Annotated in this window: 17 protein-coding genes and 1 tRNA gene; 11 read left to right on the top strand and 7 right to left on the bottom strand. The window is 69.2% G+C overall.

Annotated elements, in window-relative coordinates:
- Positions 1-95 precede the first annotated feature (95 nt).
- Entirely contained in the window at positions 96-1,472 is a 1,377-nt protein-coding gene (locus IPN47_13260) for an aminopeptidase P family protein (GenBank protein ID MBK9408984.1), read from the top strand.
- 155 nt (positions 1,473-1,627) lie between these two features.
- Here the strand turns inward: IPN47_13260 and IPN47_13265 are convergent, their stop codons facing one another.
- Positions 1,628-4,834: a PD40 domain-containing protein gene (locus IPN47_13265; protein ID MBK9408985.1), complete on the bottom strand. Its 3,207-nt coding sequence runs from the start codon at positions 4,832-4,834 to the stop codon at positions 1,628-1,630.
- Between the two features lie 955 nt (positions 4,835-5,789).
- Between IPN47_13265 and IPN47_13270 the strand changes: the two genes are divergently transcribed.
- Positions 5,790-6,935 carry a cysteine synthase family protein gene (locus tag IPN47_13270; protein ID MBK9408986.1) on the top strand — a complete coding sequence of 382 codons (1,146 nt, stop codon included), beginning with the start codon at positions 5,790-5,792 and terminating at the stop codon, positions 6,933-6,935.
- Here IPN47_13270 and IPN47_13275 read toward each other — a convergent pair.
- Positions 6,880-8,415: an amidohydrolase family protein gene (locus IPN47_13275; protein ID MBK9408987.1), complete on the bottom strand. Its 1,536-nt coding sequence runs from the start codon at positions 8,413-8,415 to the stop codon at positions 6,880-6,882. The genes IPN47_13270 and IPN47_13275 overlap by 56 nt on opposite strands.
- A 171-nt stretch (positions 8,416-8,586) precedes the next feature.
- On the opposite strand from IPN47_13275, the gene IPN47_13280 reads away from it, so the two are divergent.
- The 8 genes from IPN47_13280 (at position 8,587) to IPN47_13315 (ending at position 17,889) form a co-directional block, all read left to right on the top strand.
- On the top strand, positions 8,587-10,332 hold the full coding sequence (locus IPN47_13280; protein MBK9408988.1) for a M28 family peptidase: 1,746 nt from the start codon (positions 8,587-8,589) through the stop codon (positions 10,330-10,332).
- A gap of 212 nt (positions 10,333-10,544) precedes the next feature.
- Positions 10,545-11,954, top strand: coding sequence for a peptide ABC transporter substrate-binding protein (locus IPN47_13285; GenBank protein ID MBK9408989.1), 1,410 nt, complete (start codon positions 10,545-10,547; stop codon positions 11,952-11,954).
- A gap of 9 nt (positions 11,955-11,963) precedes the next feature.
- Positions 11,964-12,914 (top strand): ABC transporter permease, encoded by a 951-nt coding sequence (locus IPN47_13290; GenBank protein MBK9408990.1) that lies wholly within the window; start codon positions 11,964-11,966, stop codon positions 12,912-12,914.
- Positions 12,911-13,783, top strand: coding sequence for an ABC transporter permease (locus tag IPN47_13295; GenBank protein ID MBK9408991.1), 873 nt, complete (start codon positions 12,911-12,913; stop codon positions 13,781-13,783). Before IPN47_13290 ends, IPN47_13295 begins: the two co-directional genes overlap by 4 nt.
- Positions 13,784-13,803: 20 nt before the next feature.
- Complete coding sequence (locus IPN47_13300; protein ID MBK9408992.1) at positions 13,804-15,396, top strand: amidase; 1,593 nt, start codon at positions 13,804-13,806, stop codon at positions 15,394-15,396.
- A 50-nt stretch (positions 15,397-15,446) separates the two neighbouring features.
- The gene (locus tag IPN47_13305) at positions 15,447-16,529 is read left to right on the top strand and encodes a hypothetical protein (GenBank protein ID MBK9408993.1); all 1,083 of its coding nucleotides are present in this window, start codon (positions 15,447-15,449) and stop codon (positions 16,527-16,529) included.
- A gap of 103 nt (positions 16,530-16,632) precedes the next feature.
- Positions 16,633-17,109: a cyclic pyranopterin monophosphate synthase MoaC gene (gene moaC, locus IPN47_13310; GenBank protein ID MBK9408994.1), complete on the top strand. Its 477-nt coding sequence runs from the start codon at positions 16,633-16,635 to the stop codon at positions 17,107-17,109.
- 87 nt (positions 17,110-17,196) lie between these two features.
- Entirely contained in the window at positions 17,197-17,889 is a 693-nt protein-coding gene (locus tag IPN47_13315; protein MBK9408995.1) for a transglycosylase SLT domain-containing protein, read from the top strand.
- 30 nt (positions 17,890-17,919) lie between these two features.
- On the opposite strand, the gene IPN47_13320 is transcribed toward IPN47_13315, so the two are convergent.
- A complete protein-coding gene (locus IPN47_13320) occupies positions 17,920-19,740 on the bottom strand; it encodes a transglycosylase SLT domain-containing protein (protein ID MBK9408996.1) in 1,821 nt (606 codons plus the stop codon).
- A gap of 169 nt (positions 19,741-19,909) precedes the next feature.
- A complete protein-coding gene (locus IPN47_13325) occupies positions 19,910-20,422 on the bottom strand; it encodes a hypothetical protein (GenBank protein MBK9408997.1) in 513 nt (170 codons plus the stop codon).
- A gap of 209 nt (positions 20,423-20,631) precedes the next feature.
- On the opposite strand from IPN47_13325, the gene IPN47_13330 reads away from it, so the two are divergent.
- Positions 20,632-20,829, top strand: a complete 198-nt coding sequence (locus tag IPN47_13330; GenBank protein MBK9408998.1) for a hypothetical protein — start codon at positions 20,632-20,634, stop codon at positions 20,827-20,829.
- Here the strand turns inward: IPN47_13330 and IPN47_13335 are convergent.
- The 3 genes from IPN47_13335 to IPN47_13345 all read right to left on the bottom strand — a co-directional run bounded on the left by IPN47_13335 (position 20,826) and on the right by IPN47_13345 (position 24,251).
- The gene (locus IPN47_13335; GenBank protein MBK9408999.1) at positions 20,826-22,754 is read right to left on the bottom strand and encodes a hypothetical protein; all 1,929 of its coding nucleotides are present in this window, start codon (positions 22,752-22,754) and stop codon (positions 20,826-20,828) included. The genes IPN47_13330 and IPN47_13335 overlap by 4 nt on opposite strands.
- A gap of 658 nt (positions 22,755-23,412) precedes the next feature.
- Positions 23,413-23,485: transfer RNA gene (locus IPN47_13340), tRNA-Lys, on the bottom strand.
- 118 nt (positions 23,486-23,603) lie between these two features.
- Positions 23,604-24,251 carry an OmpA family protein gene (locus IPN47_13345; protein MBK9409000.1) on the bottom strand — a complete coding sequence of 216 codons (648 nt, stop codon included), beginning with the start codon at positions 24,249-24,251 and terminating at the stop codon, positions 23,604-23,606.
- Positions 24,252-24,348: the final 97 nt, after the last annotated feature.

The raw sequence follows: 24,348 nt of genomic DNA on the forward strand, positions 1-24,348 counted from the left end.
CGGAAGGGGCGGCGAGGCGAGTCCGGACTTGCGCCGCCCCTGCGCCGGACGTTGCGTTGCCCCATCCCCCCGCCGATCCCTCCATGCCGTCCACGATGCGCCTGCGCCGAACTCCCGTGACTCCCACGACATCGACCCCACGCCGCCGCGCGTTGCGCCTGCTCCTCGCCACCGGTGCCACGCTCATTGCAGCCGCCGCCCTCCCCCGCGCCGGCTCGGCGCAGGCCGTCAACGAGGCGCGCGTGCGCTGGGAGCGCATGTGCCAGATCCGGAAGGACAAGTTCGACCGGATCCTCCCCGAGGCGATGCGGGAGAACGGGATCGACATGTGGATCGTGGCGATCAAGGAGGGACACTACGATCCCATGTGGGACGTGCTGGGGCGCGGATACGCCGGCAGCATCGGCTACTACATCTTCACCGACCGCGGCGACCGCGTGGAACGCGCGGCGTTAGGCCTCACCGACCACCATCGCGAGGCGTGCGGCGCCTACGACATCGACGAGGACGGCGCCGACCTGGCCGCCTTCGTCACGGCGCGCAACCCGAAGAAGATCGGGCTCAACATGTCCGACGAGATGGGAATGGCCGATGGCCTCACCCATACCCTGCACGCGCACATCGTGAAGACGCTCGGCGCCCCCTACGCCTCGCGCATCGCGTCGGCCGAGAAGCTCGTCTCCGACTTCAGCTCGCGGCGAACGGCGAGCGAGCTCGTGGCCTTCGGTGCTGCGGGAGAGATCGGTCGCCAGATCGCCGAGCGCGCACTCTCCAACGCAGTCATCACGCCGGGGGTGACGACGCTCGCCGACGTCGCGTGGTGGATCCAGGACGAGATGCTGCGCCGCGGACTCGGGACGTCGTTCGAGGTCCCCTCGATCTACATCACCGGCCCCAACGGCATCGAGGCAACCTCCAACGACCGCATCATCCAGCGCGGCGACTTGATGATGATCGACTTCGGCGTCGGCTACCTCAACATGTGGACCGACCAGAAGCGCATCGCCTACGTCCTCAAGCCGGGCGAAGTGGCGCTCCCCGCGAGCTACCAGCGGGCCTTCGACAACGCCGTGAAGGTGCGCGACGTCATTCACCGCACCGCCAAGGCGGGGAAGAGCGCACAAGCGATGATGGACGAGGTGAACGCGGCGATCGCCAAGAGCGGCCCGCTCCCGATGCGTGGCTTCAACCAGGTGCGCGCTGACGCGTCGATCGAGTTCATCATCGGCTGCCACTCGGTCGGCGACTGGGGGCACGGGATCGGGCCGTCGATGGCGTTCTTCAACCCCGGCCGCCTCACCTACGAGATCCGCCCGAGCAACCTCTTCTCGATCGAGCTCTTCGCCTACACGCCGATCCCGGAGTGGGGGGGCAAGAAGCTCCGCATTCCGCTGGAAGACGACGCGGTCATCACCGAGCGCGGGGTGGAGTGGGTGTACCCGGTGAATCCGCGGATCCTGCTGGTGAAATAGGGCGAGCGACGGGAGACGGGAGAAGCGTTGGCGACGCGCCTAACGCGTCGCCAACGCTTCTCCCGTCCCTCTCGCACCCGACAAGCGGTGAGATTCGCATGCGCACCGCGCGCGGCACCGCCGTGCGCACTCCCGTCTCCCGTCTCCCGTCCGCCCTACGGCTTCCGCTTCCCCCACAACGGCGGCGGCGGCTCCGTCATCATCCGCGTGGGCGCCGAGGGGAGCAGGCGCAACGCCTCCTGCACCGCGCGCTCGAGCTGCGGATCGCGACCGGCAATGACCTCCTTCGGCGTGTTCTCCACGTCGATGTCGGGCCCCACCCCCTCGTTCTCCACCGCCCACTTGCCGTCGCGGGTGAAGAAGCCGCCGCGCGGGGCGATCATGGTGCCGCCATCGATGAGCACCGGGGTATCCCACGTCCCCACGAGTCCGCCCCACGTGCGCTTGCCGACGAGCGGCCCCACCTTCCGCCGCTTGAACATATTGTTGAAGTAGCCGTCGAAGTCGCGCTCGAGGATGTCGATGATGTAGTCGGCCGCCGAGCCGCCACCGTTGAAGCGCTCGTCGATGATCGCCCCCTGCTTGTGCTGCTGAGCGAAGTAGTACCGGTTGAACGAGGTGTAGCCCGGCTGCCCCGTGTTGGGGATGTACACGTAGGCCAACCTCCCCTGCGACAGCGAGTCCACGAGGCGGCGGTTCCCCTCGATCCAGGCGCGATTCCGCAATCCGTTCTCGTTGGCAACCGGCGTGACGACGACGCGCCGTGCCCCCGCCATGTCGGGGGTGCCGTTCACCATCAGGACCACCTGCCGGTTCGCCGTCCCGTCAAGGAGGCGATAGATGTTGTCCGGGGCCTGCAGCTCGGCGCCATCGATCGACAGGATGTAGTCGCCGACCTTCACGTTGATCCCGGGGCCGCTGAGCGGGGCGCGCAGTTCGGGGTTCCAGCTCTCGCCGTCGTAGATGCGCGCGATGCGATAGCGCCCGTTCTCCACGACGAAGTCGGCGCCTAACAAGCCGCCGTTGGCCGGCGGCACGTCGGGGAGGTCACCGCCGCGCACGTACGAGTGTCCGACGGCCACCTCGGCCCCCGTCATGTCGAGGAGGTAGCCGAAGTCCTCGCGGTGCGCGACGTGGGCCACCATCGGCTCGTACATCGCCTTCACCTTCTCGTAGTCGGCCCCCTGCATGTTGCTCACGTACAGGTACTCGCGCTGGTTGCGCCACCCTTCGGCGAACATCTGCTTGTACTCGGCGCGCGGGTCGACGAGCATGCGAATGCCGGCGTTGAGGCGCCCCTGCCCCGCCGTGGGTGCCGGGCCCTCGGTGTTCACGATCGCCAGGGCCCCCTGCGGACCGGCACCGCGCCACAGGAGCTTCTTCCCGTCCTGCGAGATGGTGTACTGCGCCACGCCCGACGCGAACGGCGTCGCCCGGCGTTCCTTGAACGTGTACCGATGGAGGACGTCGCCCCCGCCCTGCGGTCCGCCCGTCGCCGTCCCGACGTCCGGCGTGTTCTCGAGGAAGAAGAGCGTCCCCGCGCCCCCGGCCTTGAGCGCCGAGTAGTCGCGCGGCGCCACGCCTAACGATACGACCCGGTTGACCAGGCCGTCGAAGTCGATCGTGACCGCGGGCGCCAGCGGTGTCGCATCCCGGTTTCCCGCCGCCCCCGACGGCGGCGCCACGGGCGCTGCCACGCCCGTCTCCCGCCTCCCCTCGCCCTCTTCATCGCTTTCGGGGGCCAGTGGAGAGGGATCGGCCTTGCGCAGCACCGCCGCATAGATCGCGCGCGTCACCGGATGATCGTACGACGACATGTCCAACCATCCGGAGCGCGGACCGAAGTCGGTCGACGCCATCCAATACAGGTACTTCCCGCTCGCATCCCACGCCGGCCACGAAGCGTCGGCCATGCCGTCCGAGAACTGACGCGTGGTGCCCGTCTGCACGTCGTGGACGAAGATGGCGCGGAAGAGCGACGGGAGCCGCTTGGCGTACGCGATCCAGCGCGAGTCGGGGCTCCAGACTGCGTTGATCGACCGTTCGGGGAGCATGTACGGATCGGTGTCGATCTTGCTCGAGCGTCCTGACACGACGTCGGTCACCCAGAGGCGCAGGTGTGCGTCGGTGTAGAGGAGCTTCGAGCCATCGGGCGACCAGGCCGGCGTGTAGTAGAACGACGGCTCGGGGAGGGAGATCGTGCGCGGCGGCGTGATGCCGTCCTGCGACGCGATCACGAGCTGGTAGGCACCGCCGGCATCGGAGAAGTAGGCCACCGACCTGCCGTCCGGCGACCAGGCCGGCGTACGTTCGGCGCTCCCGTTGGCGCGCGTGAGGTTGCGCCAGTCGCCCTTCTCGGCAGGGATGGTGAAGATCTCGCCGCGCGCCTCGACGGCGGCACGCTTTCCGGTGGGCGAGAGGGCGATGTTGCTGATGCGGTTGCCGACCTCCTTCCACTGTGGCACGAGCCACGGGAAGTCGCCGCGGACCGTGATGGCGAGGCGCTTGTGCTGGCGGGTGCGCGGGTCGAGCGTGTGCAGGTAGCCGCCCTGCTCGAAGACGACCAGACCACCGCCCGCATCGAGCGCCTTCACGTCGAAGTCGGTGAACTTCGTGAGCTGCTCGAGGGCCTTGGTCTTCGTGTCGTACGACCAGACGTTGTGCACGCCGTCGCGATCGGAGGCGAAGTAGACCACGTCGCCGATCCACGCCGGGTCGATGTCCTTCGAATCGGTCCAGGGGGGCGACGTCAGTTCGTGGCTGGCCAGGTCGAGGATCCAGATCGCCCGGTTCTGCCCGCCGCGATAGTTGCGTCGTTCATCGTCCCACGAGCCGTTCATGCGATAGGCGACGCGCCTCCCGTCAGGGGCAATCTTCCCCTGGAAGGCGCGCGGCATCGGGAGCGCCGTCTCCACATCGCCCTGCGGCGCGACGGTCCAGAACTTCGGCTGGCCGTTGGACGACGCGCGCGCCGACGAAAACACGATGCGCGCGCCGTCGGGCGTCCACCCCTGCACCACGTCCGCCCCCGGGTGCCACGTGAGGCGACGCGGCTCGCCACCGTCCACCGGGACGACATAGGCGTCGGTGTTGCCGGCATACTGGCCGCTGAAGGCGATCCACTTCCCGTCCGGCGAGAAGCGCGGATTGGTCGTGACCCCCTGGAAGGTCGTCACGCGGCGAGCATCGCCCCCATCGCGCGGTGCGGTCCAGATGTTGTTGGCGTACGCGAAGGCGACGTGCGTCGCACTAATGGTCGGCTGCCGGAGGAGCCGAGTCTGCGCGCTGGCGGGGCGGGCGGCGGCGAGGGCGGCAAGCGCCGCAAGGGCGGCGTGCAACGCGAAGGGAAGTCGACGGTCCATCGGGGAGGGCAGGAATGAGACAGGCCCCCAGCCGATGCGGCTGGGGGCCCTCAATCATGCCTGCCGGAGACTACCAGCGCGAGACGCGTCGCTCGCAGTAGTCGCGAATCCGCCGGCGCTCGCGGATCGCCTCGCGACGCGTGTCCACGCGATCCCAGCGCGAGCGGCGCCACAAGTCGCGCTCGCAGTCGCGGAAGGCGTCCCACTGGTAGCGGTTCCAGCGACGGCTGCGACGCTCGAAGTCACGCTGCTCGCGTTCGTACGCCTTCCAGTCGTCATCGCGCCCGTACCCCCACCCGATCCCCCGGTTGTCCCGGCGATCGTCGTAGCGATCCCGGTCGCGATCCCGATCACGATCCCGGTCGCGGTTCTTGTCACGGTTCCGGTCCCAATCCCAACGGTCATTGCGCCCCCGCGTCGACGTCGCGTTCGCGCGACCGGACTTCCCCTTCGCTCGGCACTCGCTGGGCAGCGCTCACGCGAGGGGACACGGCCAGGACTGAGGTGGCCATCAGGGCAAACAAGGCGATTCGCATGGTCTCTCCCGCGTCGGGGTGTCGAAGCGTCAACCGGTGCCAGGTACGGCACGTCGCTCGCGCGACGCTCCAACCGTATCTAGGGCAGCATCGGTGCCACGCGCGAGAGCGGCGCCGTGAGCGCGTAAGTCGTTGCAGCGACTCGGCGTGCGAGATCTCGCGCATCCGACCGGCGCCTCCGGTGTCGCCGCTGGAGGACGAAACGCTGTCCTCCCGAGGCGTGCTTTGCGGAGAGCCGCGCCATCGCGGCGCGGTCGGTGGGCCGACGCGCGCTCGCAACGCGTGCCGTCGAAGGACCGTCCGGTCCTGTGGCGCGCACGGTGGCCGCCTCGCATTCTACGGCAGGCCCGATTCGAGGGATGACGCCTGGCGCGGCGTCCATCGCGTCGGCGCGACTCCCGCGTCCCGGAGACCTAACGATGGCGTCGACCGTTCCGAATCGCCCCGCCCCCAACGGGCCGCTCGACGCCGTCTACGGTGATCGCCTTCGGTCGCTCGCGCTCCTCGTCGGCAACACACCGCTGCTCGCCCTCGACTTCAGCTTTGGCGGCGAGTCGCGCACGGTGTACGCCAAGCTCGAGTCGATGAACATGACGGGGAGCGTCAAGGATCGGATGGCGCTCCACATCCTGCGCAGCGCAGCGCAGCAGGGCGTGCTCGCGCCGGGAGCGCTCATCGTCGAGGCCACGAGCGGCAACACCGGGATCTCCTTCGCGGCGTTAGGGCGCGCGCTCGGCCACCGGGTGGCCATCTTCATGCCCGACTGGATGAGTAGCGAGCGCATCAACCTCATCCGCTCGTTCGGCGCGGACGTGCGCCTGGTCTCGCGAGCAGAGGGTGGCTTCCTGGGCTCGATCGCGCTGGCCGAGACGCATGCGGCCAGGACGCCCGGGGCGTTCCTGCCGCGCCAGTTCTCCAACGAAGCCAACTCCGCGGCCCACGAGCAGAGCACCGGCCCCGAGCTCTGGTGGCAACTCGCCCCGCTCGGCCTCGCCCCCGATGCGTTCGTCGCGGGGGTCGGCACCGGCGGGACGATCATGGGAACCGGGCGCTACCTGCGCGAGAACGATCGCTCGATCGCCCTCTATCCGGTGGAGCCGGAGAACTCGCCGACCCTCACCACCGGCCACAAGGTCGGGCACCATCGCATCCAGGGGATCTCGGACGAGTTCATCCCCCCCATCGTCGACCTCGACTACCTCGACGAGCCGATCGCCGTCGACGACGGCGACTCCATCATCATGGCGCAGAAGCTGGCGCGTGACGTGGGGCTGGCCGTGGGGATCTCGTCAGGCGCCAACTTCCTCGCCAGCATCATCGCGCAGGAACGGCTGGGGCGCGACGCGGTCGTCGTCACCGTCTTCCCCGACAGCAACAAGAAGTACCTGTCGACCGACCTGATGCGCGACGAGCCGTCACGCCCCGAGTTCCTCTCGCGGCACGTGACGCTGCACGGATTCCGCGTGATGGCACGTGCGTGCGCGCTCTGCAATCACGCCGCCGAGTCGCTCATCGACCCGAACGAGTCCAGATCTTCTTCGTTGGAAGCGCCTCCCGATCGATGATCGTGCCGCGCGCCACGACAGTCTCGAGGCGCCGGATGTTGCGAATGTCGGCCAAGGGATCGGCGGTGAGCACCAGCAGGTCGGCCGACTTGCCGCGCTCGATCGTCCCGTAGTCGTCGAGCGCCTTGCTGGCCAGGGCGCCGTTGCGAGTGGACGCCACCAACGCCTGCAGCGGCGTCATCCCCAGTTCGACCAGCCCCTCGATGGCGGCCAGCGACCCGGTCCCCGGATCCTGCCACGCCGGCTTGGGCTCGCGGCGGAATTCCGGGGCGAGCCCGAGGTAGTTGTCGGTGGCGATCGTGGTGACGCACCCCGCCTTGATCAGCTTCTCGGCGTTGGCGCGCCGGATCGCCATCCCGCGATCGCCCTGGTCGCGCCGCTTTTCCGCCTCGGTGCGCGCGCGCGGCACCACCCCCTTGGCACGCGCCGAATCGACGCGTGCCTGACGAGTGGAATCGTCGCGGCGGAGCTTGGTGATGTACTCCGTCCACGGTGCCCCCGTCATCGTGTTGGAGAGCATGGCGCAGACCACCTTGCGCTCCACGAACTCGCGCACGATCTCGTCGGACATGGGGACATCCAGCACCTCGGGGTGCTGCACCACGTCCACACCGGCCCGCAGCGAGATCAGGAGCCCTTCCGGGGTGGTGGAGTGCGTCTCCGCGACCAACCCTCGCGCGTGCACGGCGTCGACGATGACGCGCTGCGATCGTTCGGAGAAGCCGATGAACACGGGGAAGCCGAAGTGCGACGTGCCGCCGAACTTGAGGAAGTCGACCCCCTTGTCGAGGTAGCGGTTGATCGCCGCGCGCAGTGAATCGGGCTCCATGTTCACCAACTCCTCGCCCGCGCCCTCCGCGATCGCATCGTTCATCTGCTCCTGGAACAACGAGAGGTTCTCCGGGGGGCGCCCGGTGAACGAGAACGACCAGGGGCCACCCCATCCGACGATGTTGCCGGCGACGTACAGGCGCGGCCCGGGGACGTCGCCGCGCCGGATGGCGTCGCGCGCCGCCACGAGCGGGGCGAGCATCCCGTACGAGTCGCGCACCGTCGTCACACCAACCTTCAGGTGGTTCTGCGCCGCCTCGATGGCGACGTCGGTGAAGCGATCCTGGTAGCGGGCGAAGTTCTCGAGCCCACTGTAGATGGAAGCGTGGATGTTCGCATCGACGAAGCCGGGGGTCATCCACTTGCCGGCGACGTCGATGACGCGGGCCCCGCGCGGGACCGCGGTCGTCGCCCGGCCACCGACCGCGGCGATGCGCGACCCGCTGACGACGACGACCGCGTCCGTGAGCGGAGGGGCACCCGTCCCATCGATCAGCGTGGCGCCGACGAAGGCGAGGAGCGTGTCGGGGCGCGCCGGACGCCCGGTCGCGCGCGACTGCGCGCCTAACGTTCGCGAGGACGGAAGCAGGAGGGCGGCAAGCGCCAACACGAGGACGGCAACGCGCGAGCTCTGGCGGGCGGTTGGCATGGTCGACCGGTTGAGGAAGCCGCCATATTGCCCTCGCGGAAAGCCGCGATCAACCCATGCCCTTGACAGTCCGAACGCGAGGGGGGCAATTGCACCGCAGCGTAATCCGGAGTGTCGCCGAGCGACCTCCCCTCTTCCGTCACCGTCTCCAGCCTCCCGTCCGGTCGCCCCGTGTCCCTCTCTCCCGAACAGTCCGCCGCCATCGCCGCCGTCTCCCTCGACGAACCCTGGGCGCTCATCGAGCGATTCACGACGCTCAAGCGCGAGCATCCCGATGACGTCAACACCGCCGCCGGCGAGATCGTCGATCGCCTAACGCGGCTCGGCGTCCCGGTGGAGGTGCATCGCCCTTCGCTCTTCCTTTCCCTCCCGGGCAAGGCGAGCCTCACGGCAGGGGCGCAGGAGTTCCGCGCCAAGCCGATGGCGATGTCGGTTCCGTACCCGGGGGGCATCACCGCCCCGCTGGCCTACGTCCCGGCGCGCTACGCGCGCAACGCCGACGAGATGTTCACCAAGGGCTTCGTGAGCGACGCCAACGTCGACCTCACGGGAAAGATCGTGCTCAGCGAAGGGTTCGGAATGCCGGGGAAGGTGTCGTACTTCCAAGAGCGCGGCGCGATCGGGATGATCGCCGTGAACCCGGGACACAATCCGCACTGGGGAATCTGCACCACCGTCTGGGGAACCCCAGACCTGCGCGACCTGCCGCGCAAGCCGAAGATGGCGGTCGTCGCGGTCAACAATCCGGACGGGCAGGCGCTCATCGAGATGGCCAAGGCCGGCGCCAGCGTCACGCTCACCAGCGAGGTCACCGAAGGGTGGTGGGAGTCGCCCATCCCCGTCGTCACGATCCCCGGGACCGAAGAACCCGAGGCGTTCGTCCTCCTGCACGGGCACTACGACTCGTGGGACTACGGCATCGGCGACAACGCCGTCGGCGACGCCACCCTCCTCGAGATCGCCCGCGTCCTCTGGCACAACCGCGCCTCGCTCAAGCGCAGCGTGAAGATCGCGTGGTGGCCGGGGCACTCGACCGGTCGCTACGCCGGCAGCACCTGGTTTGCCGATGCGTTTGCCCTCGACCTCTACGAGCACTGCATCGCGCAGGTGAACTGCGACTCACCGGGGTGCCGCTGGGCCACCGAGTACAAGGACATCTCGTGGATGGACGAGACCGAGGCGTTCTGCCAGTCGGTCATCCGCGACATCACCGGCCAGGACTCGCAGGGCGAGCGCCCGCACCAGGCGGGCGACTATTCCTTCAACAACATCGGGATCTCCTCCTTCTTCATGCTCCTCTCGACCATGAAGGACTCGCACCGCGAGGAACTCGGCTACTATGCCGTCGGGGGGTGTGGCGCGAACATCGCCTGGCACACCGAGGAAGACCTGATCCACATCGCCGACCGCGAGATCCTGCTGAAGGACATCAAGATCTACCTCGCCTCGGTCATGGGGGTTGCGAATGCGACCATCGCTCCGTTCAACTTCCGCCGCACGTTGCGCACCTTCGGCGCGACGCTCGACACGTACCAGGCGGCGGTGACGGGGGTCTACGACTTCGCCCGCGCGCGGGCCGCGATCGCCGACCTCGACGCCACGCTCGAGACGTTAGGCACGTTCGCCTGCAAGGCCGCCACCGGTCAGGCAGGCGATCCCGCGGTGCGCAAGATCAACCACGCCATCCGCCGGCTGGCGCGGCTCCTCGTCCCGGTCAACTACACCCGCGGCCCCGCCTTCTTCCACGACCCCGCCGAGACGACCCCGGCGCTCCCCGACCTCGCGCCGGCGCTCGGCGCCCCGACGATGGCCCCCGGCGAGATCGGCTTCCTCCGCACGCACCTGCTACGTGGAGAGAATCGCCTGGTCGCCGCGCTGCGCGATGCGCGCCGCACGGTGGAAGGGGCAATGGCGTGATCGCGCTCCGGCGCAGGTCCTTCGTGCTCCCTCGCCCCGGCGCCCGCGCGCTGTGGATCGTTGGGGCACTCCTTGTCGTCGCGGCCTGCGGCGGCGATCAGCGACCGCAGCCCCAGGCGGGGAACAGCACCGACGCCGGCGGGACGCTGCGCATCCCGCTCATCAACGACCCGATCCTCGACCCGGTGGTGGCGCCGGACATCGGGTCGGTGATGGTCAACAAGGTCCTCTTCCCGGGCCTCGTTCGCCCGGACGAGGCGCTGCGCCCCATCCCCGACCTCGCGCTCAGCTGGACCACGAGCGACGACGGACTCCGCACGACCTTCAAGCTCCGCCCCGGCGTCACCTGGCACGACGGCACGCCGTTCACCGCCGCCGACGTGAAGTTCACCTTCGACCAGATCCTCGACCTCAAGTCGGGCTCTCGCCTGCGCTCCGACTTCGCGGCGGTTGACGGCGTCGACGTCGACGATTCGCTCACCGTCACCTTTCGCCTCAAGGCCCCGTTCGCCCCCTTCCTCACCCTGCTCGGCTACAACGCGGGCATCCTCCCCAAGCACCTGCTGCAGGGAGCGCCGCTCGCCGACGCCACCGACTTCAATCGGAAGCACCCGGTGGGGACGGGGCCGTTCATGGTGCAGGACGTGTCGCCCGGAGCCTCGATCACACTCGTGCGCAACCCGCGCTACTACGGGACGCCGCCGCGGCTCGATCGCATCGTCTTCAAGGTGGTGCCCGACGTCAACGCGCAGGTAGCCCAGCTGCGGGCGGGCGAACTCGACCTCATCACGATCGAACCGGCCAACCTGGCCAGCGTGCAGGGGGTCCCCGGCGTCGAGGTGCAGCAGGTGCCGGTGGTCCAGCACTACTACGTGGGGCTCAACGTGGCGCGCGCACACTTTCGCTCGCCCGCGGTGCGGCGTGCCCTGGCCATGGCGATCAACCGCGAGGCGATCATCAAGGGCGTGCTGCGCGGCTACGGCGACCCGGCCGTCGGGACGATCCCCGTCGCCCTGCGCGACTTCGTGGCCGACTCACTCCTCCCCATCCCCTACAACCCCGACTCGGCACTCGCCATGCTTGCAGCTGCCGGGTGGCGACGCGGCGCCGACGGGGTGCTGCGCAATGCCGCGGGGGCCCCCTTCCGCTTCGAGTTGCTCCTGGACAAGGGGAACCCCACGCGCGAGCAGACCGCCCTCGCCATCCAGCAGGACCTGCGCAAGCTCGGCGTCGATGCGTCGCTGCGCACCATGGAGTTTGCCGCGCTCGTGCGCGACCGCATCCTTCCCGGCAACTTCGACGCCGTCCTCACCTGGTGGACCACCCCGCCGGACCCCGACCAGTACGCCTTCTACCACACGGGGCAGGACAACAACAACGTGCACTGGTCCAACCCGGTGGCCGACTCGCTGCTCGCCCTCGGACGCGCCACGCGCGACCTCCCGCGGCGCCAGGCGATCTATCGCGCCTTCCAGGCGCTGGAACTGGAGGATCCGCCGGTGATCGTCCTGTTCTTCCCGCGCGAGATCCAAGCCGTCTCGTCACGCCTGCAAGGGCTGCCGCTGCTCGGCATTCGCGACGCCTTGCGACACAGCGAGCGCTTCGCCATGCGCGCCCCGTAGCCGCCGGCGATGGCGGCGTTCGTCCTGCGCCGGCTCGGGCACGCGTTCCTCGTGCTCCTCCTGGTCGCCACGGTGACGTTCACCATCGTCCACGCGGCCCCGGGCGGGCCCGCGCTGCTCGCCGATCCCAAACTGAGCATTGCCGAACGCGACGCCATCGCCCAGCGCCTGGGGGTCGATCGCCCCCTCCCCGTACAGTACGTGCGATGGCTCGGCGCCCTGGCGCGTGGCGACCTCGGGAACTCGTTCCTCTACGAGACGAGCACGGTCTCCACCATCGCCCAGCGCCTCCCCAATACGTTGCTCCTGGCGGGAGCGGCCCTGCTCGTCTCCCTCCTCGTCGCCATCCCGGTGGCCGCATGGTGCGCCGAGCGCCCCGGAGGGTGGCTCGATCGCCTGGCCGGCGCCGTGGCCCTCGGCGCCATCTCCATCCCCGTCTTCTGGCTGGGCATCGTCGCGATCCTCGTCTTCGCCGTGTACCTGCGCCTCCTCCCCGCCGGAGGAGTGGAAACCATCGGGGGCGACGGCTCGCTGCGCGACCGGCTGGCACACCTCATTCTGCCGACACTCGTCCTCGCCGCGGCCGGGACCGCCGAGCTGCTGCGCTACACCCGCAGCAGCGCGCGACGACAGTTCGCCCGCCCCTTCGTCCGCACCGCACGCGCCAAGGGGGTCGGCGAGCGCGCCGTGCGCTGGCGACACGCCATGCGCAACGCCCTCGTCCCCGTCGTGACGGTCATCGGGTTGCAGCTGCCGCGGCTCGTCGGCGGGGCGGCGATCACCGAGACCGTCTTTGCGTGGCCCGGGATGGGGCGCCTCGGGATCGAGGCGGCACTCGCCCGCGATTACCCGCTGGTCATGGGGATCACGCTGCTCGTCTCCGGGGGCGTCCTCCTCGCCTCGTTCCTGGTCGACCTCGCGTACCTCGTGCTGGACCCGCGCATCCGCCTCGACGCATGAGCGCCCCGCTCTCCCCGGCCTCCCCGGGCACTGCGGTCGCGCCGGCCGCTTCGCTTACGCCGCGCGCGCCATCACCGCGGAGGTTGCAGCTGTCGGTGGCCATCCTCGCCACTCTCGTCCTCGCGGCGGTCGCCGGCCCCATGCTCTACCGCGTCGATCCCGACGCCCTCGACTTCGCGCGCGCCGCCGCCCCCCCAGGCACCGGACACCCGTTCGGTACCGACGAGAGCGGGCGCGACGTGCTCGCCCGGCTGCTCGTGGGGGCGCGCGTCTCGCTGGCCGCGGGTGCCGCCGCCATGCTCCTCGCCGTCGCCCTCGGGACGGCGGTGGGGGCCGTGGCCGCCCTCTCGCGGCCGCGCATCGACGCGCTGCTCATGCGCCTCACCGACGCCGCCCTGGCCATCCCCGCCATCTTCGTCGTCATCACCGTGCTCACCTTCCTCGGGCCCTCGGTCGTCACGCTCGTCGTCGCCATCGGCGCCACGTCGTGGATGGGGCTCGCACGACTGGTGCGCGGCGAACTCCTGGCGCTCAAGCACCAGGACTTCGTGGAAGCCGCCGTTGCCCTGGGCGAACGCCCCGTCGCCCGCTTCGCGCGGCACCTGCTCCCGCACCTCTGGCCCACGATCCTCGTCAACGCCACGTTAGGCATGGGGAGCGCGCTCCTGACCGAATCGGCGCTCTCGTTCCTCGGGCTCGGCGTCCAGCCCCCGGCGGCCAGCTGGGGCAACATGCTCAGCGGGGCGCAGAGTTCGCTCTTCAGCGCCCCATGGCTCGCCGTCTTCCCCGGTGCCATGATCCTCCTCGCCGTCGCGACCATCAACATCCTGGGCGACGCGCTGCGCGACGCCCTCCACGCCGGCGACTAGCCGGAGCCGACCCGCCTCAGATGCTCACACGCCTCCCGCACACCATTGTCGTCGGCACCCTGGTCCTGCTCCCCCTGGCCGCCCCGCTCCGCGCACAGGGGACCGTGCAGCCGCCAGCCGCAACGCCCGCCGCCTTTCGCATCGAGGAGGCGACGATCGCCGACGTGCACGCCGCCCTCCGCTCGGGCGCGCTGTCGTGCCGGCAGCTGGTGCAAGGCTACCTGCGCCGCATCGAGGCGTACGACAAGAACGGCCCGGCCATCAACGCGATCGTCGTGATCAACCCGGCCGCGCTCGCAACCGCCGACTCGCTCGACCGACGCTACGCCCGCGACGGCTTCGTCGGCCCGTTGCACTGCGTGCCGACGATCGTGAAGGACAACTTCGAGACGATCGACCTCCCCACCAGCGCCGGCACCCTCGCCCTCAAGGGGTGGCAACCCACGCGCGACGCCTTCCAGGTGCAACGCGTGCGCGCCGCCGGGGCCATCGTCCTCGCCAAGTCGAACATGGCCGAACTCGCCTTCTCGCCAAACGAGACCGTGAGCTCGATCCTGGCCGGTTACACGCGCAATCCCTACGCGCTCGATCGCGTCACCGCCGGGTCGAGCGGCGGGACCGCCGCGGCCGTCGCCTCGTCGTTCGGCACCGTGGGACTGGGGAGCGACACCGGGAACTCGATCCGCGGCCCTTCGTCGCATCAGGCGCTCGTCGGCATTCGTTCGACCATGGGGCTCACCAGCCGCAACGGCGTCGTCCCGCTCTTCGACTCGCAAGACATCGCCGGCCCCATGGCGCGCACCGTCGCCGATGCCGCCGCGGTCTTCCAGGTCATCGCCGGCGAGGACCCCGGAGACCCGGTCACCGCCGCCGCGCGAGGACGTCCGATCCCCCGCTATGCCGACTCGCTCCGCGCCGACGGGCTTCGGGGAGCACGCATCGGCGTCCTGCACGCGGCCTACGACACGCCGACGCTCGACGCCGAGGTCAACTCGGTCTTCCAGCAAGCGATCGACGACCTCCGGCGCCTGGGAGCGACGGTCATCGACCCCGTCGCCATCCCGACCCTCGATTCGCTCCGCCGGCTGCAATCCGGCGCCTGCTCCCCCTTCCGGCACGACTTCGAGACCCACATGGCACGCGTCGCCGATTCGCGACCGCCCGTGAGCACGGTCGACGAGATCCTCAAGTCGGGACGCTTCCACCCGTCCATCGAAGCGCGACTCGCCGCCGCGGTCCGCGTGACCGAGAGTCCGGCCGAGAGCCCGGGGTGCCAGGCCCGCGAGCGCTACCGCGCCGGGCTGCGCCTCGCGCTGCGCCAGCTCATGGACTCGCTCCGCCTCGATGCCGTCGCCTATCCGACCTGGAGCAATCCCCCGCGCCTCATCGGTGACCTCAACACCCCGGGGGGCGACAACTCGCAGGTCTTCTCGCCTGCCACCGGCTTCCCGGCCATCACCGTCCCCATGGGCTACACGCGGACCGTCCTCCCGGCCGGGCTGCAGCTCCTGGCGCGCCCCTTCGCCGAAGGGACGCTGTTCAAGCTCGCTTATTCATATGAACAGGCGACGCGGCATCGGCGCCCACCGCCAACGGTTCCCCCCCTGCGATAGCGCTCGGGCCCCCACTCCGCCGCGACGCCCATCGTCGCATATTTCCGCCCATGCCCATCGTCCCGATCCACGGCCACGACGCCCTGCGAGCGCGCCTCTCCGACGCACTGTCGCGAGGACTCCTTCCGCAGAGCCTCCTGCTGCATGGCGAGAGCGGGATCGGAAAGCAGCGCCTCGCCCTCTGGCTCGCGCAGGCCATCCTGTGCGAGGGGACCATCCAGCCATGCGGCGCGTGTCGCCAGTGCCGGTACACCGCCGAGCTGACGCACCCTGACCTCGTCTGGGTCTTCCCGCGTCCCAAGCTCAAGGACTCCGATCCCTCGCTCGAGGAGATCAAGCAGGACCTGAACGAGTCGGTGGCCGAACGCGCGCAGGCGCACGGGCTCTATGCGCCGCCACCCGGGAGCGACGGGATCTACGTCGCCACCTCGCGCCTGCTGGTGCAGATGGCGTCGATCACCCCGGCCATGGGGCGCCACAAGGTGATCGTCGTCGGAGAGGCGGACCGCATGTCACCGCCGCAGGAGAACGCCGAGGCCCCAGCGGCCAACGCCTTCCTCAAGCTGCTCGAGGAGCCGCCCGCCGACACGAACATCATCCTGACGTCGAGCGCCGCCGGCGCCCTCCTCCCCACGATCCGCTCCCGGGTCGTCGCCGTCCGCGTCGCCCCGCTCGGCGAGGCGGCGTTGCGCGCCTGGCTGCTGGAGCCGCTGGTGAAGGAAGCGCTCGACAAGGCCAAGCTCCCGGGGAATGTGGACGAGCGCGTCCGCCTGGCCGGGGGGGCCCCCGGCCGGCTGCTGGCCACCCAGGAAACGAGCGCCGCCAGTGAGGCCGCCAAGCGGCTGCTCGAGGTGGCGCTGAGCGGCGACCGGGGGCGCGCCCTGCGCGTCTCGCTGGCCCAAGGGAGCGCCGGCGCCCGTGGCGCCTTCACCGATGTGCTCGACGCGCTCAGCGTCGCGCTGCACGACCGCACCCGTGCCGCGCTCCAGAAGTCCGACGAGCGCGCCGCCCACAACGCCGCCCGCGCCATGAGCTTGGTCGAGGAGTCGAAGCAGATGGCCGGCGGCAATGTGAACCCGCAGCTCATCACCGCCTCCCTCCTCGAGGAGTTAGGGCGAGTCCTAAGCTCCTAGTGCAGCAGTCGACACGTCGGGCCTTTCCGCTCGAGTTCCGGTCAGTGTTTGGGCCTCACCGCCCGCTGGGCTCACCGCTTCACACGCATCTTCCCGCCATCCCTTGACCAGACTGACTCACTCGGACGATGCCGGCCAGGCCCGAATGGTCGACATCTCGGCCAAGTCGCCGACCCAGCGAATGGCCCGCGCGACGGGCGCAATCACGATGCGCCCCGAAACGCTTGCTCTGATTCGCGATAATCAGATCGCCAAGGGCGACGTGCTCACCGTGGCCAAGATCGCCGGAATCATGGGCGCCAAACGCACGGCCGAGCTGATCCCGCTCTGCCATCCTATCGCCCTATCTGACATTCACTTGCAGCTTTCCCTGGACGAATCGCTCCCCGGAATCCGGGTCGAGGCGACGGCCAGAACCACCGGCACGACCGGAGTGGAAATGGAGGCCATAGTGGCCGTAAGTGTGAGCTTGGTCACACTTTACGATATGGCCAAGGGGGTGGATAAGGGGATGGAGATCGGTCAGATTTCCCTCATCGAAAAGCGCGGCGGGAAAAGCGGGGATTGGGTGAGAGGGTAACGGTCTCCCGTCGCTTCATCAGGAACCGATCGGCCTTCCGGTTCGCCGGACTTAGGGTCGAGCGGCTGACGATAGAGGAAGACTTTCATGAAGGATCTCAGCAAGTCGTACGTGCACCGCGGCGACGCGGAGCGGCGAAAGCGGAGAGTCCGAGGGGCGATCATGCTGGCGGGGGTACTCACCGCCGGAACCATGGCCGCCAGGAACTGGGAGCCCTCCGAGGCCACCGCGACCCCCCTTCGCCGCACGTTGGCCGAACGGGCCGAAGTCCAGCGACTCCAGAAGCAGATCGAACAGGCGCGTGGCGATCTCCGCCTCGCCTCAGTCCAGCTCGAGCGCTGGAACCGGATCTTCCATTACTCCCACAAGTTCCGCATCCCGGCCGACTTGGCGGGCTCCATCTACGACGCCGCGGTGGCGGAGCGCATCGATCCGGACCTCGCCTTCCCGCTGGTCAAGCTGGAGAGCGACTTCACCGAATCCGCTCGGAGCGAGGTGGGAGCGATCGGCCTGACCCAGCTCATGCTGTCGACCGCCAAGTTCTACGATCCGTCGCTCACCCGCGAGAAGCTCTACGAGCGCAACACCAACCTGCACATCGGCTTCCGATATCTCCGCGACCTGATCAAGGAGCAGCGCGGTGATATCCAGATGGCGCTCCTCGCCTACAATCGTGGGCCGGCGGCGGTTCAGGTGGCCAAGGAGCTCGACCTCGACGCCTCCAACGGCTACGACCGGATCGTGCTCAAGGGGTACCGCGGCAAGGGAATCCTCGACTGATCCCCGACACGATCGTCGGCTAGCAAGCCGTCAGCGGGCGGCCGTCTTCTTCTTCGAGACGGCCGCCTTCTTCTTTGCCGGTGCCTTCTTTCGGGCTACCGACCCCTTCGACTTGGCGGTCCCCGACTTGGCCTTGCTCGCGCTCCGTGACTTGGCGCGCGACTTGGCCGACGACGAACGCGCGGTGCTCTTCTTCTTCGCCGTCGCGCTTCGCGCTGAGCTGGTGCTCGACGAGCCAGCGCGCGCCGTGGAGCGACGGGCCGATCCGCCTCGCACAATGATCGTCTGCCCGGGGTAGATGACCTTCCGCTTGAGCCCATTGAGGCGGACGAGCGATGCAACCGACGTGCGATACCGCTTGGCGAGGAGCCCGAGCGACTCGCCGCGCCGCACCACGTGCGTGACGCGCCCCGCCCCCGAAGACGACGCGCTCGGTCCATAGCGCTCGATCGATGGATCGGGGACGTCGAACGCCCCCTGGACGACGGCGGCCGTCGGAACCAGGAGCGTCTGTCCGGCCAGCAACCGTCCCTTTCGCGTCGAGATCTTCCGATTGAACCACTGAAGGTGCCGCACCTGCACGCCGTGCCGATTGGCGATCGACGCAAGCGACTCACCCTTCTTGGTGGTGACCTTCGTGAACGGCGAGCGCTCGTCCGTCGAGAGGGCGGCGAAGAGCGAATCGAACCCTCCACCCGTCCCTGACGGAATGCGGACCGACACCTCGGCATCGGGAGGGGTCACGCCACGCAGCAGGTGCGGATTGAGCGTCTGCACCTCGCGCACCGTGAGGCCGAGCGACCGGGCCACCGCAGCCACCGGGGTCAGCGACGGGACCATCACGGAGTCGTAGGCGTAGCGCGGGACGGAGTCGAGTTTGATGCCGTACTTGTCCGGCGCCTTGCCCAGCAACGCGGCGGCGATGAGCTGGGGGACGTAGTTCTTTGTCTCGGCGCGCAGGTAGTCCTGCTCGGCGAGGGCGAAGAAGCAGTCTTCACCTTCGACCGTGTCGAGTGCGTCGTCGAACTTCTTGAGGCCGCGCGAGACACGTCCGGGACCACCGTTGTACGCCGCAGCCGCGAGATACAGGGAGCCGAACTGCCCGCGCAGATCGCGAATGAAGCGCGCCGCGGCATCGGTCGACTTCATCGGGTCACGCCGTTCGTCGACCCACCAGTCGACGCGTAGCCCCACGCCGCGCGCCGTCGACGACATGAACTGCCACATCCCGACCGCTGCGGCGCGCGAGTACGCGTGCGGATCGTAGCCGCTCTCGACCAGCCCCAGGAAGTACATGTCCTCGGGAATGCCGGCGGCGCGGAACTTCTCGCGGATCATCGGCTCGTACTGCTTGCCGCGCTGCAGGCGCTCGGTGAACCGCGTCTTCCCGGCCCCGAGAAAGAGGTTCACGTACTGCGCAACCTTCTCCTGCGTGACGTACGAATCGACCTCGATGTCCCACGTCGGCTCGCCGCCGACGTTCGATGTCGAGTCCACATCGACGACCGAGGAGGACGCCATGCCGCGCACGACCGAGTCGGGGACGTCGAAGAGCTTGCTGACGCTCTTGATCGCATCGCCGAGCGCCGTGTTGACGGAGTCGGGGACGACGAGCGATTCCGCCACGCGCCGGGCGCTGTCGGCCGTGCTTGCGCTGTCCTGATTCCTCGCCGCTTCGGCAACGACGGGGCGATCGGGCGAGGGCGGTGCCGCCGGCGGCGTCGGGCGAATGGCCGGGGCGCACGCGGCAAACGCGGTCAGCGCGAGGCAGGTCGCGAGCGGGCGGGCGCGGGAGAGGAGTGGAATGCCGACCTCCTGCGGGGCGTGAGCGAGAACGCCGCAATCTGACATGGCGCCCGGGGAATGGGAACCTCGTACCCGCTGACGTTCGTGGTGTTCACGCGCGCCCTGCCTGACGAGTCCGTCGTATCGCTCGTCCCGAGCGCCTCACCGCCCGTCGTGAGCCATGACAGACCTTCACGGAGGACCGTCACGATCCGTGGCCCAACAGCGCAACGCGCTATCGCGTGGCGATCGAGTTCCCGAGCATGCGATTGGTCGCCTGCAGCGTGGCGATCACGGCGCCGCGCAGCGGATCCTCATCGGCCAGGTGACAGCCGAGGAGTCGGCGCTCCTGCTCGGCGCCATCGGGGCTCTGGCAGAGGACACTGACGATGACAACGTTGGCGTCGAACGCGCGCATCTGCTTCACGCCCAGCAGGTCGAACTTGAGCGTTCCGCGAGAGAAGTGCTCGATGGCCCGCAGCGTCGCCTCCGCAGCCAAGCGCACATCGCCGAGCGGCGCCGCCACCCCCTCGGCGCGCCCGATGACCGAATCGCCCGGCTGGTATTCGAGCTCCACTTCGGCCGAGCAGCGCGCCGTCGGCGTGCGATCGAAGGAGAAGCGTGTGAAGCGCAGCCGTTCGCGGCGCTGCCCCCCGGCGGACGCGCGCTCGTCCAGCGCGCCCTGGGCGCGGTCGTCCAGCGCGCTGAGGGCGAGGGAGAGATTCAGGTCATCCACAGAGAGGCGCATCCGGCCCGGCCGACGAGGGAGACAACGGAACTGCGTAGGGAGACTCCCCTGTGACACGACTGTCCCCCCCGACAGGCAACACAGCCGTTGCCAGCCGGCCACTCGGCCAACCGTCCCGTCATGCTTCGACCCGTCCGGTTCGTGGTCCCTCGGGTTCTTCGTCGGCTCGCCAGGCATCGACACGCGAACCTGGGCGCACTCCCCTACCGATGTGCTGCAAGCGCCATGGCCTGGCGGGGGCCGCCACCCTGCACGGTGCGGCGCTGGTGCGTCCCGCCGACGGCGCGCCCTGCGTGCTCGTCGTCGCCACGCGAGGGCTGCCTGACGAGACGACGGGGCCGCGCCGCATCGAGGACATCTCCCGGCTGGTGTGGGGGCACGCCACCGCGAGGTGGGGTGCGCCCTAGCCGGCGAACATTCCCATCGTCGCGCGCCGCGCCTTGAGGCGCGCGGCGCCGTCCGTGTCGTCGGCGGGGAGTTCGCCCAGGATCAGGCGGAACGAGGAGCCGTAGCCCGGCGTGCTCTCGACCGCCAGCGCGCCTCCCAGCATCTCGCTCAGGCTGCGGCAGATCGCGAGCCCGAGCCCCGTGCCACCGAAGCGACGCGACGTGCTCGAGTCGGCCTGCTCGAACGGGAGGAAGATCGCCTCGAGCCGCTCGCGCGGGATGCCGACCCCCGTGTCGTGCACGCCGATCGCCGTGACCTCACCTAACGAGTCCGTCTCCACCCGCACGAGGACCTCACCGCGATCCGTGAACTTGATCGCGTTCCCCACGAGGTTGATGAGGATCTGCCGCAACTTGCCGAGATCGTTCTTGACCAGCGGTGCGCGCGCCGGTCCGTCGTAGCGCAGGAGCACCGGCTTCCCCGCCACCTGCCCCTCGAGCTGCGAGATCGTCTCGTGCGCCAGCGCCACCATGTCGACCTCGTCGATGTCGAGCACCATGCGCCCGGCCTCGATCTTGGAGATGTCGAGGATGTCGTTGATGAGCGAGAGCAGGTGCTTGCCGTTGGAGAGGATGCGCTCGATGAGGTCGAGTTCGGAGGCGGTGAGCCGCCCCGCGCGGTTCTTCATCAGGACGCTGGAGAAGCCGATGACCGAGTTCAGCGGCGTCCTCAGCTCGTGCGACATGTTGGCCAGGAAACGCGACTTCGTCACGCTCGCCTCCTCGGCACGTCGCAGCGCTTCCTGCAGTTCGGCGGTGCGCGCCGCCACGCGCGCGTCTAGTTCACGCAGCACGCCGTTGAGTTGCGTGTTCAGCCTCTCGCGTTCGACCAGCGTGCGTGCCACCTCCTCGTACGAGGCGCGCAGGCGTTCGCCGAGGACCTCCATGGCCGACATCACCTCGCGAATCTCGCTGGGCGTGTTGGCGGGCACCTCGGGGGGCGACCGATCCACGCGCACATCGAACTCGCGCAACCATGCCATCACGCGCCCGAGCGGCCCCCGCACGCTGCGCATGAGAAGGAGCGTGATCACGAAGCCCAGCAGGACGGCGAGCGCCGCGGCGCGAACGGCGGCGACGCGACGTCCCGTCGAGGCGACGAAGACGTCGCGGAGCGGTCGTTCGACGATCACGCGCCACCCGGCCGACGTGCTGACGCTGGCGATCATTCGGTCCGACGACTGCACCAGCGTCGCACTCGGCGCCATGGCGGGGGCGATTCCCCAGCGCTCGCGCATTCGCGACTCGTCGACCGTATCGAGCGGGGCGATCTCAATCATCCCGTCCTGCGCCGCGACCACGCCGGCGGGATCGAGAATCACATATGCCGCGCCGGAGCCGAGCGAGCGATCGCGCATTGGCCCCAGCGTGGTCAGGTTCAGCGACGCCTGCAGCACGCCGCGGACCTGGCCGTTCACGTCGCGTAGCGCGCGCCCGAACGCCACGATCACCTGGTCGCCCAATCCGCGACCGCGGTAGACCGATGTGGTGACCGTCACGCTGTCGCGCACCGCGCGCGCGAAGTACTCGCGCTTGGCAAACGATTGGCCGACCAGCGCCGACGTGTCACCGGCCCCGAACTCGCGAGGCTCGACCGCGCGTAGCGTTCCGGCGGCATCGAGCAGCGCGACGGTGCGGAACTCCGGGTACTCCGCGTGCAACGCCCGAATGGCGGCGAGGTTGGTCGGCCCCGAGAGCGACTCGGTCGCCTCGAACAGGTGCGAGGCCAGCGAGACCGCGTTGCGGTGCGGCTCGAAATGACGCTCGAGTCGCTCGCCGAAGTCCTGCGCTTCGTCGCGCAGTTGCGCCGATGCAGTCTCGATATCGAGGCGGCGTGCCGCTCGATCTTCCCAGAAGGCAACAGCGACGACGGGAACGGTCGCCACGAGCAGAAACCCTGCGAGAATGCGACCGGAGAGCGAACGAAACACGAGTTACGGTTTCAGGATTGCGTGGGTGCGCACACGATCGCGCATGTACTCACCAGTGTCGGCACAGATTAGACGATCTTGATCTGCCGCTCACGAACTCGCGTCATCTGCGCGAGTCGGTGCTGGCCCCCCCCTCGTCCACCTCCGCCAGTACTGCCCGGCGACGCACCGCGCACACCGATCCCGTCCGGTGCCCTCGATGCGTCCAGCTGCAACCCGATCAGGAATCGCGACGACCGCTACTCCCCCGACTCCAGACGCTGTCCCGCCGAGTCGCCGAGTCGTCCGCGACGCTTCCGTCAGGAACGGCGGCCGGATCGCATCCAGGCGTTCTTCGGAAGTCCCGATCGTCGAGTCGGAGACGTTCGGGCGCGTGCGCCCGTGGCGCCGCTCCCGGTAGCGCGTCCCGTCCCAGGTCGCGAAGCCGATGCCGCCGGTCGAGGCGGCACGCCCAAGTATCGACGAGAGGAGCGGCGACTTGATGGTCGCGGCCGGAGTCGCGCGGACTCTGCCGGCGTCGCCGGGGCGAGGGGGCCGTGAATGGTTCGACGGCTGGGTGCAGCGGAGCGCCTTCCGCGCATCGCGGACGCCGTGCGTGCACTGAACGACTGCATGACCCGGCCGGGTCTCGAACCCGGGACCTACGGATTAAAAGTCCGTTGCTCTACCAACTGAGCTACCGGGTCGACGAGCGGGGCGAAATCTACTCGCCCGCAGGGGAGGATTGTAGCAATGCCATGGGTCGGAAACGCAGCAGGGGCCCCGGCAATGCCGGGGCCCCTGCGTCGGTCAGGCTGGTTCGACTTACTGCATCGACGCCGTGGCCGTCTCGCCGCCCTTCGTCTCGATGACGAAGACCACGCGACGGTTGGCCTGCGCGCCCGGCTGATCGCGCTCGGCGCCTTCCACTACCAGGCGGGCCTCACCCATGCCGACCGTGCGCATGGAGACTCCCTGCACACCGGCCTGCGTCAGGTACGACGCCACCGACTCGGCGCGACGCTTCGAGAGCGCGTTGTTGTACATGGCGGAGCCCGCGGGGTCGGCGAAGCCTTCCACCGTGAGGAGCGCGCCACCGTAGTACTTGTTCACGACCTGGACGAAGCGATCGAGCGACGGACGATCCTCGTCGCGGACCGAGGCGTCGTCGAAGGCGAACGTCACGGGGAAGGCGAACTTCATCCCGTTTTCCATCGCCGTGATCTTCGCGCCGAACTCCGTGCGAAGCGCCGTCAGGTCGCGACGCAGCGCCGCGACGTCGGTCTTCAACGTGGCGACTTCGCCCTTCACCGTGGACAGCTCGCCCGACAACGCGCTATCGCCCTGGGCACGGGCAACGCGTTCGGTGGAGAGGCCGGTTTCGACGGTGTTGCGGACGAACCCCTTGGTGGCGCAGGCGCTCAGGGTGACCGCCGCGAGGGCAACCGCGGACAGCTTCAGGATACCGCTCATGATGTACTCCTCAGGTAGGCTGAGTTTCGGTTGGATGTGCCGCGCTGCCCATGAGGTGGGCCGTCCGCGAGGGCAGCGTGCATGCACAGGGGAATTA

This window comes from Gemmatimonadota bacterium (assembly GCA_016719105.1).
Lineage (GTDB): Bacteria > Gemmatimonadota > Gemmatimonadetes > Gemmatimonadales > Gemmatimonadaceae > SCN-70-22.